14 protein-coding genes are annotated in these 15295 nt (G+C 46.3%); 3 read left to right on the top strand and 11 right to left on the bottom strand.

Annotated elements, in window-relative coordinates:
- Window positions 1-2: 2 nt before the first annotated feature.
- Window positions 3-392: an OB-fold protein gene (locus ACT6R0_RS00705; protein WP_444650374.1), complete on the bottom strand. Its 390-nt coding sequence runs from the start codon at window positions 390-392 to the stop codon at window positions 3-5.
- 294 nt (window positions 393-686) lie between these two features.
- Between ACT6R0_RS00705 and ACT6R0_RS00700 the strand changes: the two genes are divergently transcribed.
- On the top strand, window positions 687-2879 hold the full coding sequence (locus ACT6R0_RS00700; protein WP_444650372.1) for a T9SS type A sorting domain-containing protein: 2193 nt from the start codon (window positions 687-689) through the stop codon (window positions 2877-2879).
- A gap of 71 nt (window positions 2880-2950) precedes the next feature.
- On the opposite strand, the gene ACT6R0_RS00695 is transcribed toward ACT6R0_RS00700, so the two are convergent.
- The 7 genes from ACT6R0_RS00695 to ACT6R0_RS00665 form a co-directional block, all read right to left on the bottom strand.
- Window positions 2951-3358, bottom strand: a complete 408-nt coding sequence (locus ACT6R0_RS00695) for an SRPBCC family protein (protein WP_444650370.1) — start codon at window positions 3356-3358, stop codon at window positions 2951-2953.
- Window positions 3359-3635: 277 nt separating this feature from the next.
- Window positions 3636-4136, bottom strand: a complete 501-nt coding sequence (locus tag ACT6R0_RS00690) for an SRPBCC family protein (RefSeq protein ID WP_444650368.1) — start codon at window positions 4134-4136, stop codon at window positions 3636-3638.
- Between the two features lie 6 nt (window positions 4137-4142).
- Window positions 4143-4643, bottom strand: coding sequence for an SRPBCC family protein (locus ACT6R0_RS00685; RefSeq protein ID WP_444650366.1), 501 nt, complete (start codon window positions 4641-4643; stop codon window positions 4143-4145).
- Window positions 4640-4960: an ArsR/SmtB family transcription factor gene (locus tag ACT6R0_RS00680; protein WP_444650364.1), complete on the bottom strand. Its 321-nt coding sequence runs from the start codon at window positions 4958-4960 to the stop codon at window positions 4640-4642. The genes ACT6R0_RS00685 and ACT6R0_RS00680 overlap by 4 nt, the downstream gene beginning before the upstream one ends.
- Window positions 4961-5067: 107 nt before the next feature.
- Entirely contained in the window at window positions 5068-6027 is a 960-nt protein-coding gene (gene rlmF, locus ACT6R0_RS00675) for a 23S rRNA (adenine(1618)-N(6))-methyltransferase RlmF (RefSeq protein ID WP_444650362.1), read from the bottom strand.
- 79 nt (window positions 6028-6106) lie between these two features.
- Window positions 6107-7258, bottom strand: coding sequence for a hypothetical protein (locus tag ACT6R0_RS00670; RefSeq protein ID WP_444650360.1), 1152 nt, complete (start codon window positions 7256-7258; stop codon window positions 6107-6109).
- A 76-nt stretch (window positions 7259-7334) separates the two neighbouring features.
- Window positions 7335-10457 carry a T9SS type B sorting domain-containing protein gene (locus ACT6R0_RS00665; protein WP_444650358.1) on the bottom strand — a complete coding sequence of 1041 codons (3123 nt, stop codon included), beginning with the start codon at window positions 10455-10457 and terminating at the stop codon, window positions 7335-7337.
- 397 nt (window positions 10458-10854) lie between these two features.
- Between ACT6R0_RS00665 and ACT6R0_RS00660 the strand changes: the two genes are divergently transcribed.
- The gene (locus tag ACT6R0_RS00660) at window positions 10855-12123 is read left to right on the top strand and encodes a hypothetical protein (RefSeq protein WP_444650356.1); all 1269 of its coding nucleotides are present in this window, start codon (window positions 10855-10857) and stop codon (window positions 12121-12123) included.
- A gap of 24 nt (window positions 12124-12147) precedes the next feature.
- On the opposite strand, the gene ACT6R0_RS00655 is transcribed toward ACT6R0_RS00660, so the two are convergent.
- Window positions 12148-12615, bottom strand: coding sequence for a hypothetical protein (locus tag ACT6R0_RS00655; protein WP_444650354.1), 468 nt, complete (start codon window positions 12613-12615; stop codon window positions 12148-12150).
- Between the two features lie 327 nt (window positions 12616-12942).
- Between ACT6R0_RS00655 and ACT6R0_RS00650 the strand changes: the two genes are divergently transcribed.
- Window positions 12943-13182 carry a hypothetical protein gene (locus ACT6R0_RS00650; RefSeq protein WP_444650352.1) on the top strand — a complete coding sequence of 80 codons (240 nt, stop codon included), beginning with the start codon at window positions 12943-12945 and terminating at the stop codon, window positions 13180-13182.
- A 300-nt stretch (window positions 13183-13482) separates the two neighbouring features.
- Here the strand turns inward: ACT6R0_RS00650 and ACT6R0_RS00645 are convergent, their stop codons facing one another.
- Together ACT6R0_RS00645 and ACT6R0_RS00640 are read right to left on the bottom strand one after the other, a co-directional pair.
- Window positions 13483-14295, bottom strand: coding sequence for a Fic family protein (locus tag ACT6R0_RS00645; protein WP_444650350.1), 813 nt, complete (start codon window positions 14293-14295; stop codon window positions 13483-13485).
- Window positions 14296-14317: 22 nt separating this feature from the next.
- On the bottom strand, window positions 14318-15283 hold the full coding sequence (locus tag ACT6R0_RS00640; protein WP_444650348.1) for a sodium-dependent bicarbonate transport family permease: 966 nt from the start codon (window positions 15281-15283) through the stop codon (window positions 14318-14320).
- Window positions 15284-15295 lie beyond the last annotated feature (12 nt).

Below are 15295 nucleotides of genomic sequence, written 5' to 3'. Positions count from 1 at the left end.
TGTTATTCTTTAATAGTGCATTGGTCCAGCTTCACTTCCCCAAAAAGCTCATCATAGCCTATGCAGCGTCCCTTGATCATTACAGCATCCCCGACTTCCTTTTTGGCCGGGAGGCTGTCAAAACCGCACACTACCAGCGAGTCGACCGTAACAAGCGAATCTGCGGCTGCAGTTATCTTACCTTTTATTTCTATGACCTCATTCAGGTATTTCGTATCTGCTGTTGCAGGGTCTTTTGCATACTCCTTAACAAACCGGCCCGCATCCACAGCATACGATGCTACTTCGCTGCCCACATCCCTTGCCGGCTTGTACAGGTAAAATTTATAAAAACCAAACCCTGCAAGCGCTAAGGCCAGGACTATCAAAAAAATTACTGACTTTTTCCTCATTACCAGCACATATTAATTCGTGGCATTTCTATTTTTAGCAAAATTACCTATCATGCCTAAGCGTAAAATGAAATATGGGCAGATGGAACCTTCTATTTAGAATTTGAAAGCTTTGGTTGAGAATTTGATCTCGAAGGCTAAAAGTTAAATTTTATAGGAAATAGATTAAAAAAATCTACCAAACAGGTAGGGTATTCGTTTTTTAATCTGTTGTATCATTATTGTTAAATATTTTTGAATATTTAATCGAATTTGTTAAAGAGCTCATACATCCAATTAAAACAGATTTGAATCATGAAAAGAAAATTACAACTATCCATTGCTGTACGTCAGTTAGCCAACCGGCTGGTCGTACTTTCGCTCTTACTGCTATCAGCGACCGGATCGCAGGCACAGATCATCACTTCCTTTCCGTTCACGGAAACTTTCAACTCCAATTCCACCACATTACAGTACTGGACACAGATCTATGAAGTGAACAATATGTCGTGGACATTCACCGAAGATGCATCGACCGGAAGCTATAACCTGGACCCATACGATGGCAACTTTGCAAATTTTCCCGGAGATTCGCACAATTTTGACACTACAAAACTAGTAAGCCCTACTCTGGACCTGACAGGGATGAGCAATGTAACGCTCAACTTCGTTTACGTAAATCCGTTTTGGAGCCCTGACCAAAACTGGCTAACCATTTGGTACCGCACTTCGCCTGCAAGCGCGTGGGTGCAATTGCAGGAATACCACAGTGACATCACTACCTGGACACCTTCAGGAAGCATCGCCCTGCCCAACCCTTCATCTACCTACCAGATCGCCATACAGTGCCGTACCGATTATGGCTACTCTACACTGGTAGACCAGGTCGTGGTAAGTGGCACGGCGGGTACAGTTGCCGTGACCAGCGTAGATGTAACTACACAAGGCGGCGTTCCCGCAACGATCACTACCATAGGAGGTACATTACCGCTTGTAGCCACTGTAAACCCGGCCAATGCCAACCAGGCAGTAACATGGTCGGTAGTAAGCGGCCCGGCTTCAGTGAACGCTTCGGGAGTAGTAACTGCCACCGCGAACGGGACCGTTACTGTAAGGGCTGCATCTGTAGAGGACCCGACCAAGTTTGACGACATTGTAATTACCGTAAATATACCTCCGGCAGTGACTGATGTGGTGATCACCACACAGGGCAGCGTACCGGCAGAAATCAGCACTATCGGCGGAACCTTACAGCTTGTTGCCACCGTTAACCCATCAGGCGCCAACCAGGCTGTAACATGGTCGGTAGCTGCGGGGAGCGATTTTGCTTCGGTAAGCGCAACGGGAGTAGTAACTGCCATTGCGAACGGAATTGTTACCGTGCAGGCAACATCGGTAGCCGACCCAACAAAAAACGACATCATCGATGTACTGATCAATGCTGAAATAGCTGTAACAGGCGTGGACGTAACTACAGAAGGCGGTGTGCCGGCTGAGATCACCACCCAGGGCGGAACACTTCAACTGGAAGCTGTAGTTAATCCGGCGGGAGCCGACCAAGATGTAACATGGTCGGTGGTAAGCGGCGGAAGTTCTGCAACATTAGGCGCTGACGGACTGGTAACGGCTGTTGCGGACGGTACGGTTGTCATCCGAGCGACTTCGGTGGCCGACCCAACGAAATTTGACAATATAACGATCATAATTGCCATTGTAGTACCTGTTACCGATGTGGTAATTTCAACCCAGGGCAACGTACCTGCCGAGATCACTACACAGGGTGGCACGCTTCAGCTTGTAGCTACTGTAAACCCTTCAGGGGCCAGCCAGGAAGTTACGTGGTCGGTCGTGGCCGGTTCGGCTTTTGCTTCGGTGAGCGCCACAGGAGTAGTAACCGGAACTGCCAATGGCATTGTGACCATACAGGCAACATCGGTAGCCGACCCTACGAAAACCGACATCATCGATGTAGTGGTCAACTTTGTGATCGCCGCAGAAAGCGTAGACGTAACTACACAAGGCGGCGTACCCGCTACCATCACTACCGATGGCGGAACATTGCAGCTGGAGGCAGTGGTAAATCCGTCAGGTGCCGACCAGGATGTTGTATGGTCGATAGTAAGCGGCAGTGAATTTGCCACTCTTGGCGCAGACGGGCTCGTTACTGCGACAGGTGATGGCACCATAGTGATCCGTGCAGCATCTGTCAGCGACCCTACAAAGTTCGATGAGATCACCATCACCATTACAGGCAACCTTGGTTCAGGCAGCTTTACCCTCTCCAATATCAAAGCCTACCCTAACCCTGTAAGCGGCATACTGAACATCAGCGGAGGTGAAAGCATTACGTCTGTTGAAGTGCATAACATGCTTGGGCAGATCGTAGTTGCCAAAACCATTAACAGCAATGAAGGCCAGATCGACATGGGTGCCTTTCCGGATGGGAGCTACTTCGTGAAGATCAGCACCGACAAAGCTTCAAAAACGGTGAAGATCATTAAACAATAAACCAAACCAACCATCAATAAAAAAACCGCAGCTGTGTCAGTTGCGGTTTTTTGCTTTTAATGTCAGTCAGCTTAATGGCTCTCTGTGTAATCCTTAAAATTATCCAGTATCGCCTGCCACCCCCGTTTCTGGAATTCTTCCGGATGCTCGGTCTCGGCATCGAAAACAACTGTTACCAATGTTTTGCCATCCGCGTCTTCAAAAGTCACGGTGCTTGACCTCCCACCAAACGAGTAGGTGAATTTTTCATTTGGAACTATTTCATCATAGATGGCTTCAAAATCAAAGCCAAAACTACCGTCCTTCGCCTCCATGCGTGCTTTGTAAGTCCCGCCTGTGCGCATATCATTCTCCGCGCTTGGGCAATGCCAGTCGGGCGATGCGAAATTCCAGTTCACGATGTGCCCAGGATCGGTATAATGATCCCAAACTTTTTCCCTGTCTGCGGCTATGGTAGCCTGTACGGTTATCTTTCCCATAGTTTATTGTTTTTAGTTTATTTGTTATTACAAAGCAAGGGCAAACTTTTAGAAACGAAAGGGTGCGCTACAGCCAAATGGAGGGGGATTTTTAGCCATTTTAAGATTAACCACATAGGCACATAGGCACATAGACTCATGGTACTTTTTAATAAGAAAAGCAACATATACGCACATAGTGAAGCGAAGCTCCTGCTTTGTGCAACTTATCCCCACCTTTAACTTTGTAGCTAAACCTATGTATCTATGTAGTTGAATATTTCTGCAGAGGCACTAATTACTTCTTAAGCTTGTCCAATAGCTCATCAAGGCTGTTGAGGGTCATGGTAAATCCTTCCTTAAAGCCCATTTGCAGCATCATTTCGAGGTTGGCCAGGTTTTTATGCTTAATTTCAATATCAACGGTAGTCATTTTACCTTTATCGGAAAAATCAAGGTTCCAGTCCGACTTTGGCATATCCTCACCTACATTCCCCTCTTCATCACTAAAAGCGTTCACCTGCCTGAAATTGGTTTTTGGTGTGATCGAAGTATATTCCTGCACGCCCCAATGCTTCTGCCCTTCCGGGCCAACCATCGCGTACAGCCTGCGGCCGCCTTCGGTAAAGTCCATTGACTTTGTTTCCGACTTCCATGGCTGCGGTGCCCACCACTGGTCGAGCAGTTCCGGCTTGGTGAAAACATCCCACACCAAAGCCGCACCGGCATTAAAATCCCTCGTTATGTGCACCGAACAAGTTTCCTTGTTTACGGTAAGATCGAAATTCAAATTTTCCATGGCTGGTTATTCTTTCAGTTTCTCAAGTAGTTCGTCAAGGCTTTTCATAGTCATGCTGAAGCCTTCTTTGAAGCCCAACTGGATGATCATTTCCAGGTCGGCCAGATCTTTATGCCTGATCTGAATGTCAACCGTGGAAGTTTCGCCTTTGTCGATGAAATCCAGGTTCCAGTCGGATCGTGGCATTTCGTCGTTCAGGTTGCCGTCTGCATCGGTAAAAGCGTCAAGGTATTTAAAGTTGGTCTTAGGCGTGATGGAGGTAAAATCAGCAATGGCCCAGTGCCTCTCCCCTTCCGGGCCAACCATCGCGTACAGCCTGCGGCCGCCTTCGGTAAAGTCCATTGACTTTGTTTCCGACTTCCATGGCTGCGGTGCCCACCACTGGTCGAGCAGTTCCGACTTGGTAAAAACATCCCATACCAAAGCCGAACCGGCGTTAAAATCTTTTGTTACATGAACCGTATTCGTCTCCTTGTTTACGGTAAAATCAAAATTCAAATTTTTCATGGTCTATTGTTTTTTAGTTTGTCTAATAAATCATCAAGCTGATCGAATCTTGTTTCCCAGATCTTACGGAACTGCTCAAGCCATTTATCGATCTCCTTCATTTTGTCAATCTCAAGTTTATAATAGATCTCCCTGCCACGCTGCTCCTGCTGCAACAGGTCGCATTCGGCCAGTATCTTAAGGTGCTTGGACACTGCCTGCCTTGTGCTGTCAAAATGCTCTGCAATGGCGTTGGGGGTCATGGCCTGCGCGGCAATCAGGGTCAGTATTGCCCTTCGTGTGGGGTCGGCTATAGCTTGGAATATATCCCTTCTCATAATAACGATTCATTTTACGCAATCATTCAGTTGCAAATATATATGCAATTATTTGGTTGCGCAAGTTGTTTAGGGAATTTTAAACGAATTTTAAATTAGGGGATCTATTATTTCCTCCACCTTTCCCTCCACACTTTCTGCTCTTCCTTATCAAGAAAGCTCCAGGCCACGATGCGTGTGGATTTATTGCCCGTCCCCATGGGTATGGTTTTAACCTGCACGGCTTTGACATCTGCCAGCGTTTTATAAATACCTTTCAGGTTCGAAGCCTTGGAAACCAAAGTCGTAAACCAGTAGACATTCCTGCCAAAGGCTTGACTCTCTGTAACCATGCTGTGGATAAACCTGCTCTCGCCTCCTTCGCAAATAAGCTCGTTGCTCAATCCCGCGAAATTGAGTTCGGGTGTGTTATCCCTTTTCCCTGAAAGGTTCTTTACCTTTCGCCGCGTACCTTTTTGCGCATCATCTGCCGAGGCATGGAATGGCGGATTGCATAACGTGATATCGATCCTTTCATCTGCACCTACAATGCCCTTAAAAATGGCTTTGGGGTTAGACTGCAACCTGCATTCAATTTTATCTTTTAATGATGGATCGGCAGCTACGATCGCTTTTGAAGACGCAATGGACCTGGCATCAATATCTGACGCGATAAAATTCCAGCCATATTCCGTAACGCCTAAGATCGGATAGATGCAGCTGGCACCCACCCCGATATCAAGGCCGGTGACTCTATCCGAAGGCGGCATCCTGCCAAAATTGCTTTCTATAAGCAGATCGGCTATATAGTGAATGTGATCGGCCCTTCCTGGTACAGGCGGGCACAGGTTTTGGTCCGGGAATTCCCAGTTCTTTATCCCGTAATAGTGGTTGAGTAATGCCTTGTTAAGGAGCTTTACCGCAACAGGGCTTGAAAAATCCACCGAAGCATCGCCGAATTTATTTGGCTTAACGTATCCTGCCAGTTCGGGAACGCAGGCCGTTAAGGCATCAAGGTCATAGCGCTCCCTGTTCTTATTCCGCGGGTGCAGCATTGCTTTTTCCTTCGGACTGTTTTCCTCTTGCATCTCTTTTCATTTTGGAATACAATTTACGTATTCCGTTTAGTTTAATCCAAAAAAGCGATATATCACCAATTAGCAAACCCTACCCCTTCTCGATATATACATCCGTAAAATGCACATTGGGCTTCAGGTAAACGATATTCTCCTGAAAGTCCAGCACGATATTAAAACGCTTCAGCACTTCATTACCCAACAGATGGATATTCGCACCACGCAAAGGCTTATTGGTGGTTAGAAGTTGTGCCGGGACGTCAGGCAATGTATATTTCCCAAGCTTCAGGGCTTCGAGGTTTGATGTGATCACCGGCACTTCATTACCCTGCGCGCCGTACATGACCACTTTTTTAATTACCTCCATCTTTTCCGCGGGGAAGCCATTTTGCTTCAGCAGGTCGTTGTCGAGCATTGCTGTCCGTTGGTATCCTGTATCAAAAAGGAACAGGTCGGTATTTTTCCGGCCGCTTTGTATCAACGTACCCTCCACAAAAAATATATGGCTGAAATACGTAATGTTCAACTTTGCATACCCCTTATTTTTTTTAATGCTTTTCGGCATTTCCGAATGCACGATCATCAGCCGCCTGTCATAGTTCAGCTCAACGATCATGCCGTCAAAAAGGTCCCAGCCAAAACGGCCATCGGTATCGTGGCCCGTTTTTTCGGCATCGTATGCGTTTACACTATAGTCCCTGCTGCCGATCTTCAATGATTGTGGCGTATTATAAAGCTTTACACCCGATCTTATTTTGTTTTTCAATGTCTCCTTCGTCAAAACCAATTCAGTTGTCCCTGTGTCAAAATTGAGGCTTAGGGTGTCTGTGGCATTGAGTATTGCTTTCACATAAATGGTATTCTGGCTGTTCATGACAAACGGAATGGTATCATGTACTGCCGGCTTTATTTTGGAGAGATCTTTATTTACCGGGCTTTGGAAGGAGGTATAACAACTATCCTTACCGTTGAGCAATACGATAAAGTCCCTTCTCTGCCCCGGCTTCATGCGGAATGCTATGGAATCAGAATCGGTTTTAAGCATGATCATCGCAGGGGCCGCTAACTTATTGGTAACATACACGTCCGGCTTTGCCTCCGGGGTCAGGGTCCATTCCACAGCATGCTTCCCCTTCTCATAAATCCCTGCTTTTGGGGATGCAGCTTTTATAATGGGCAATTTTTTTTGGGCAGATGCCTGAAAGGAAAGTGCAATAAGAACGATCAAAAAAAGTTGTTTCATAACTTGGTTAATTACCGCAAAAATAAAAAAAACCGCGGCATCACTGCCGCGGTCCCCTCATATAAATAAAAAACTACTATCGTTCCCTGAGGCTGTATATCCAGCCGGTCTTAGTTTCCGAGTCGGCGAAGTCGATCACGTAGAAGTACGTTCCATCAGGCAGGTCATCGCCCTTGTCGCTTTGGCCATACCATTCATTCTGGTAATCGGACTTTGTGTATACGGTCATTCCGTACCGGTTAAAGATCTGCAATTGCTTCACATTATATCCCGCAAGGTCAAAAAAGTCGTTCCTGCCATCGTTATTCGGAGAGATCCCCCTCTGTATCAGGCCGCCGCACGATGCTGACAGTACATTCACGGTCTCAGTATTGCTGCATCCGTTTTGGGTAATAACAAGTTCGTACACACCCGGGGCCGTGATCACTACCGAAGCCTCAGAACTTATCTGTGGGCCCGCCGGGCTGTACCATGCGTACAGTGAATTGAGGTTATTATCCTCCATGGCTGTGAGCGTGTAGCCTCCGTCTTCACATCCCTGGGCAATGGTAAAGTTCGGCAGTTCATTTACGGTAATGGTCAATGAGGTTGTGGCAGCACACTGCCCCGCATTTGGTGTAAACGTGTAGGTCGTAGTGGCGGTATTGTTCAAAGCCGGAGACCACGTTCCTACAACACCTTCGTTAGATGTTGTTGGCAATGCTGCCAATGCTCCTCCTGAACAGATAGGGTCAACTGCGGCAAATGTAGGTGTAGTTGTTGGGTTCACTGTAATGGTAAGCGTTGTTGGCAGAGCACATTGCCCACCATCCGGCGTGAAGGTATAGGTGGTAGTCGCGGTGTTGTTCAGTAAAGGCGACCAGGTTCCGGTGATCCCATCGACAGAAACCGTTGGCAAGGCTGCTATCGCATCGCCCGCACACACAGGCGCAACGGAATTGAAGGCTGGCGTTGCCAGCGGCGTTACAATGACGGTCAGGGTAGTTGGTACGGCACATTGTCCACCATTCGGCGTAAAGGTATATTGGGTAGTGGCGGTATTGTCAGGCGCGGGCGACCATGTCCCGGTAATGCCATTGCCCGAAACTGTCGGAAGGGGGATCAGTGCATCGCCTTCGCAAATAGGGCTTACCGCATTAAAGGTTGGTATGGTGTTATTTTGGTTTACCACGATAGTCAGTGTTGTTACCGAAGCACACTGCCCCCCGTCAGGCGTAAAGGTATATTGTGTTGTCGCAGTGTTGTCCAATGCAGGTGACCATGTACCTGTAATGCCGTTGGTCGATGTCGTTGGCAACGGGCTTAGCGCGTCACCGGCACAAATAGGAACTACAGCATTGAACGCCGGCACTACCGCACCCGGATTCACCACAATGGTAAGCGTAGCTGTCGTTGCACACTGCCCGGCAGTTGGTGTAAAGGTATACTGCGTAGTATCTGTATTATCAAGCGAAGGCGACCATGTTCCGGTAATACCTTCGTTTGAGATAATTGGCAGTGGGCTAAGCGTTTCGCCGGCACAAATAGGCGCTACAGCATTGAAAGTTGGCACAGCGCCAGAAGATACCGTTACGGTCACTGTACCCTGGTACTGGCACGTAACGGTTTCCCTGAATGAAATATCGTCCAAAGCAAAGTCATTGCCGTAGTCGGTAAAGTTCCTGTTATAAATAATAAAGTTAGCGGTGGTGTTCGACCCCGAGTTCCAGTTGTAGGAAACCTGTGTCCAAAGGCAGGTCGTTCCCGGAGCCGATACCGGAAGGCCCTGCGAAACGCCATTGATGGTAACCTCAAGCCTTGCCGGGCTATCCGGTGAAACTGAAGCTACGTAGTAGGAAAACGTATAATCCGTATTGGGTACGACCGTCACAGCGTTTTGGTTGCCCCAAGCTATCACATTGCCCGACGGGTCGGTCGCACCGTCAAAAACCATCATATTTCCGGTGCCGGTAGTATTATCGCCACACGAAGCAAAAGCCGTAAACCAGGCATTCGGGTTGGTCACGATATTGTAGGAAGTCTGCACCCCGAACGGGTTTGGGTTGGCGACCTGCGTGTATCCTGTATTGAACAGCGAATTGCCTTGCGAAAAATCGCCATTCCCGATAAGGTTAACCGGGTCGGAAGGCGAACCTGAGTTTACAGTATACGTCGTCGTCACAGTAGGGCTAACGGTTGGCGTTGCACTGTTCGGGTCGGTTAACGACGCGTCTGCAGGGCTTGCTGTCCAGGTATAAGCTCCCGTACCTCCCGTTACCGACAACGTAGTTGAATCACCCGGACATATCGTCACCGGCGCACTCACCTGCATGCTGTTAGGCGCTTCGAGCACAATGCCGGTTTGCGTAAAAGTCTCACCGTCAGAATCAGAAACCGTTACGCTATATGTACCTTCATCCAAACCTGCAAAAACACCGGTACTATTGCTTTGGCTGGCACTGCCGCTCAAAACATAAGAAGTATAAGGAAGCGTCCCTCCTGTAAGGCCCACAGTAATGGTACCGTCATTGCTGTCCGGGCAGGTTGGGTTGGTATAGGTGTATGAGCCTACGAACGGAAGGCCGCCCACGGTTATCGAAAAATCATCAACAGCAAAATCATGCCCTATCGGGCCGGGATTGTTGGTCTTCAGGCGCACCATCGCGTTATTGGCCGTAGCCACGAAAGAGTATTCTACCTTTACCCATCCTTCCGATGGCAATGGTGCCAAGAAATTAAGGTTGGCAGGATTTACGTTGCTTGCATTCACAAAGAAAACACCTATACTGGCCCTGGTAGCCTCATCTGCAGTAACCGCATTGGAAACCGACTTTATCCAAAAGCTGAAGGTGTAGGTCGTACCTGCTGTAAATCCGCCTATTGCCCCACCTGTGCTTCCTGTTGTCCAAAAAAAACGGTTAGCAAGGTTGGCGCCGTCAAACACCAGCATGTTACCAGTGCCTGTTGTATGGTCGCCCCCGGCTATATACGATGTGTTCATCAAAGCGGGGTTGGTCGTCCTTGCGTAAGAGCCCGGAACGCTAGTGCCGTTCACAGGGTTTATCAGCGTATAGTCGTGTACAAAAAAACCATTCCCACTGCCGCCGCTTTCGAAGTTGCCATTGGTAAGTATCTGGGCACCCAGATCGGCAGTGCCAATGATCAGCAGCAAAAGGAGCACATGTGTTTTTCCAAAAAGGTATTGCAATTTTCTTTTCATAATCATACAATTTGTAGCTTGTAAAAATATTCGATGTTTTTTATAAATATTTAACTTTTGCTATATAAAAACTATACGATCCGAATTTTTACGGTAACTACACATATGCCGATCGCCACAGATTTGCTTTTCGCCATTTTACAAGGCATAATTTGCGATTTGATGTGGTAATGTTAAGTCGGACGGAAACGTTTTCGTTGGTATTTTTTCCTACATATTATAATCAGTAACTGTATTTATTAAGATATTATTGAATTGCATAGCAATGACTCACATTTTATAAGGTGATAAGGTTGATCTGCGTATTTCAGGTTCTTACATACGAATGTTGATCTGTATGATATTGCATTGCGACAGCTTCGTATATTAGCCGTCCATAACCAAAAACATTCATTGCATGTCATCACTTTATAACGTCAGTGTGCTTAAGTACCAGGGAACAAATATCAAATTAGCTATCGAGGTCATCCATCCCGACAGCAATTATATTTCGGGCTCACCCGGCTTCGCATTAATGCTGCTGCATCATAATGCAGACTTCATTACACCGTTGGGCCGTGAGGTGGATCTCGACCTGCTTCTCAACGCTTCATGGATGCAGGAGAACGCCCGGGGATTTATACGCTCTGTCATATCGCAATTGGGAAAACCAAAAAGGAACGGCTACCTTACCGGCACACTCGACATTGAAGTGACGCATCCTGCATGGATATCCCATTTGGAGGGCATCGGGTGGTGGGACTCTGCCGCATTTGACCCTTGTTCAATCTATGATGCCTGCGAACCGAAAGCCCCTGAAATGGATGACGATGTTTCCCCTTCTACGCCTGTGTTATCACGAGAGGGTTTCATTCCGGTATGGAAATATATATTCCCCTCCTATCTTTTGCACAGCCATAAAGACATTCTGTGGATGCCGGCCTACAGCCGATCCTGCTACAAGCCTGACACCGCAAATGTTATAACCGACCTAAGCGACGGATCCCTGCGCACGCACGAAGGCACACTTGTAATGACAGAGAAAGAATATGGCATTTTGTTCCGGAGGGAAACCGACTGGGGTATGTTCAGTAGCGGCAACGGGAGCTGTGGCTCTACCTACATTGACGGCAAGGAACTGACTCCGATGGTGCTCAATATCCGCAAGAAATTATCGTATCCTATGACACCCGGCAAATTGCTGAAATGGAGTGATCCTGTTATTTTCGAGGCCGCCATTTCCAGCGACACCATTACTTTCAAGATCATGGTAATGGAAGAAGATGACCAGGTATTCCTCTTCTCGAAGATCAGCGCGCTACAGTTCCTGATGAGGCCTTTTGAAACATGGAGAAGCAACCAATTTGAAGAAGGCCTGCCGCTTAGCGATCTGCTGAATGCAAAAATGAAAGAGCGCGGAGTAAGCCACACCTGGGATGTTTACATGAAACATAAGGACCTCGCCGACCTGGTGATCGCCAACTTCAGCGTCGAAAGATCGCTCGACATTCCATTTCCGGACCTCGGCGGCTTAAGCAACGAAGAGGTGATCTCGCATTATGCTTTTGACAAGTGGCCGCAATACACCATTACAATGCAGGTTACCGACCCTGCCCTGCTGCAAGGCTACGAAACAAAAGTACCTTTCGCACATATTTTCGGGCAGCTTGGAGATCATTTGATGTAGTACATGCAAAGCTTGTAATGCGTCTTATAAATAAGACTCAATTTTTGATACAGGGTCATATTTAAATATTTTAAAAGCAATAACAACCGCACATGCAAAAATAATGTGTCCGAAGAACAGCTGGATGTAATAGGATCGGCGTGAAACGTCGTCATGTATCGAAGTCAGGTAAATGGCTCTCCAGATAGCTATGCCAATAAGGCCGCTCACTACACCAAATATTATCCCGGACAAAAAACCGAAACTGATCCCGGTATAGCGCCATAGGGCCTCATAGCAAAGAACCATTATCAATCCAATAAAATAATGCGCCAACCATCCGCCAACCTTATGCCATTTTCCTGTAAGCCGGATGCCAAAACCTTTTAGGATATAGGTCATCATGACGGGTTCCCTGAAGAGTTTTTTGAAGCCGGCCGACAACAGGTAGCTGAAAGTTGTCATAATATTTGTCGCTGAAAATGCGGCTATGGCTATCTTTACTATATTCATGATCGTATCAATTGCTGCAAGTTTCCGAATGGCTTACCCTAAATTAAAAATTCTATATCTTCAAGCATTCGGGATTAACTTTACCTTAATAGACATTTGTAATCCTAAACATTCGGGATCAATAGGCTAAGTGACAATTGTTTCAAATAATTTCGTACCTTTGTCAGGTCTATCGGTTAAACCGGCCTAATGCCATAAGCACTTCCACCAGGCATTACTCAAGCTTAGCACCACACATCGGGAACGTTTAGGATCCATAGCAATATCAGGCTGCAGGATCACATGCTTCTCTTATTCAAATTGTACACTTTAAAATTATATACATATATGCCAGACTCTTTTCATAAAAAAGAAAACAATAAAAAAAATGCAACAAGGAAAAAACAAAAAGATCTAAAAAAGCAGGAAAGGAAGCTTACAAATAATAAAGGTAAGGGATTGGACAGCATGATGGCTTATGTTGATGAATACGGAAACCTGTCATCTACACCTCCTGAGCGAATGCTGATCGTAAAAAAGCCCTCTCCTACTACCACCGAAGACACGATCCAAAAAACGTCATACTAATTATGTTTACGGACTAATACCGAGTGGTTTCGAAACCAAAGGCTGCATTAGACGATATAGTTCAGTTAGCATCTTAGTCTAGTAAAATAGAAAAGCCTGTAATTCGCATTACAGGCTTTTATTGTGTGGAGAAGATGGGAGTCGAACCCCACCTCTGAAACCCGCATAAATGCTGGTTTTTTTATTTTTTAGAACAGCCGTGCCACGATATTGCCACAACTACGACCTGCGTATCAAGTTGATTTAAAGAACGATATAATTTTTGTCAAAGATAGTAAAATTAACTTGAACCTTGCGATGCTACATAAAAGAGGTAGTATCGCTCCCAGCTTGGGAGGACCTGATATTACCTTTTTCGTTAATCTGATCGTATAACCATAATAAGTTCGACAAAAGGCGGTCAAGCTCTTGCCTGAAAAATTTCGAAGTATAATCATTCCATTGTTCAGGAGCAGTTGACAGTGCCTTAAAACTACTAGCGAGGGTTTCAGTATACTCTTTTTTCTCGTGCGGATCATTTATGTAAATCGGTGGATACAAATCGTACATCAGCATCCAATTTTTTGCTATCCTGGCTACTCGCCCATTTCCATCTGAAAAGGGATGTATCCTGATCATTTCGTGGTGAAAGTAAATTGCTCTGATGACTGGGTCTGAAATAGTATCAATCCTGTAAAAGAGTTCCTCCATAAGATATGGCAGTAGCATTGGTTCGGGACACAGATGCGCGCCGACCTGCACAGTAGAACTTCTATACCTGTTAGGGTGCACGGCATTAGTTTCCGGAGAAATCAGGCGCAATAACTGGAACATCTGCGTTGGAGATGTAAAATTTATATGGGCAGTAATCTCACTAATGACAAAGTCAACCGCAATCTTCAAGTCCTTGAGGTACCTTCCTGCTTCCTCTTCGTCCTGTGCTTCCATTTGCGCATTTTTTATACCCAGCAACTCTTTCAGGTCGTGGATACCTTCAGTATAGGTATCAAGCAGGTCATCATCTGTATGGTAGCGGCTATAAATTATCAGCCTGTAAATAGACTTTGTTATTAGAGAAATCTGATAAAGTTTCTTCTCATCCATTTTAATCTTGTCAATGGGAATTAGCTGCATAGTTTATCTGATTACTATTATTTTAACTCATAAAATTATCCGCCAAATAAAAATACAGTGGCAGACCAATGGTGATATTAACCGGAAAGGTGACTCCTAGTGCCATTGGGAGATAAATGCCCGGGTTAGCTTTTGGCGCGGCAATTTTCATGGCCGCAGGAACAGCGATATAGGATGCGCTTGCCCCCAATACTGCGAAAATAAACCGGTTTGAAGTATCTGCCGTCACTAACGAGCTGGCAATTGCAACTATGGAACCGTTAACCAGGGGCACCAGAATACCGAAGGCGAACGGAAACCACCCTTCCTTGAATAGCGTATTTATCTTCTTTCCGCTTACTATGCCCATATCTAATAAAAATATGGCTAAAAAGCCCTTAAACAAGTCTGTGGTGAAGGGTTTAATACCCTGGGCCTGCTCCGCACTTGCCAGGTAACCGATGCAAAGGCTGCCCAGGATCAGCAGGACGCTGCCATTGGTCAACGAGTGGCGGAGCACCGCCCTGTTCCCTGTGGTACGCTCCTTTTGGCTAAAAATGGATATCAGCAGCAGGCCGGCGATGATCGCAGGGGATTCCATCAGCGCCATAATCGCTACCATGTGTCCGCTGAGAGCCATGCCTTTCATTTCCAGGAACGTGGCAGCCGTTACGAATGTTACGGCGCTTACCGAGCCGTAGGCAGCGGCAATGGCACCAGAATCGGCTATATTAAATTTTTGTTTCAATATAAAAAACAGGTAAACCGGTACTATCACGGCCATTGCCAGGCCAAAGGCCATTGACCAGAGTATCTCTGCAGTGAAAGCCTCATGCGAAAGTTCTTGCCCGCCTTTAAACCCTATTGCAAAAAGCAGGTACAGCGATATGAATTTGGAGGAATTGGGTGGTATCTCAAGGTCACTCTTTACATAAACGGCAATGATGCCCAAGACAAAAAAGAGCAATGCCGGGTTAGTAAGGTTTTCAATAAGCAGGTTTAGATTCATAGGTATATAGTT

Origin of the sequence: Flavobacterium sp. (assembly GCF_052437795.1) — a bacterium.
Classification (GTDB): Bacteria; Bacteroidota; Bacteroidia; order Flavobacteriales; family Flavobacteriaceae; genus Flavobacterium.
The sequence above is the reverse complement of the archived record's forward strand: the minus strand, read 5'-3'. Positions and strand labels throughout refer to the sequence as shown.

Coding starts and splice junctions, on each gene's coding strand:
- ACT6R0_RS00705 (WP_444650374.1), bottom strand. CDS start 392: ATGAGGAAAAAGTCAGTAATTTTTTTGATAGTCCTGGCCTTAGCGCTT.
- ACT6R0_RS00700 (WP_444650372.1), top strand. CDS start 687: ATGAAAAGAAAATTACAACTATCCATTGCTGTACGTCAGTTAGCCAAC.
- ACT6R0_RS00695 (WP_444650370.1), bottom strand. CDS start 3,358: ATGGGAAAGATAACCGTACAGGCTACCATAGCCGCAGACAGGGAAAAA.
- ACT6R0_RS00690 (WP_444650368.1), bottom strand. CDS start 4,136: ATGGAAAATTTGAATTTCGATCTTACCGTAAACAAGGAAACTTGTTCG.
- ACT6R0_RS00685 (WP_444650366.1), bottom strand. CDS start 4,643: ATGAAAAATTTGAATTTTGATTTTACCGTAAACAAGGAGACGAATACG.
- ACT6R0_RS00680 (WP_444650364.1), bottom strand. CDS start 4,960: ATGAGAAGGGATATATTCCAAGCTATAGCCGACCCCACACGAAGGGCA.
- rlmF (WP_444650362.1), bottom strand. CDS start 6,027: ATGCAAGAGGAAAACAGTCCGAAGGAAAAAGCAATGCTGCACCCGCGG.
- ACT6R0_RS00670 (WP_444650360.1), bottom strand. CDS start 7,258: ATGAAACAACTTTTTTTGATCGTTCTTATTGCACTTTCCTTTCAGGCA.
- ACT6R0_RS00665 (WP_444650358.1), bottom strand. CDS start 10,457: ATGAAAAGAAAATTGCAATACCTTTTTGGAAAAACACATGTGCTCCTT.
- ACT6R0_RS00660 (WP_444650356.1), top strand. CDS start 10,855: ATGTCATCACTTTATAACGTCAGTGTGCTTAAGTACCAGGGAACAAAT.
- ACT6R0_RS00655 (WP_444650354.1), bottom strand. CDS start 12,615: ATGAATATAGTAAAGATAGCCATAGCCGCATTTTCAGCGACAAATATT.
- ACT6R0_RS00650 (WP_444650352.1), top strand. CDS start 12,943: ATGCCAGACTCTTTTCATAAAAAAGAAAACAATAAAAAAAATGCAACA.
- ACT6R0_RS00645 (WP_444650350.1), bottom strand. CDS start 14,295: ATGCAGCTAATTCCCATTGACAAGATTAAAATGGATGAGAAGAAACTT.
- ACT6R0_RS00640 (WP_444650348.1), bottom strand. CDS start 15,283: ATGAATCTAAACCTGCTTATTGAAAACCTTACTAACCCGGCATTGCTC.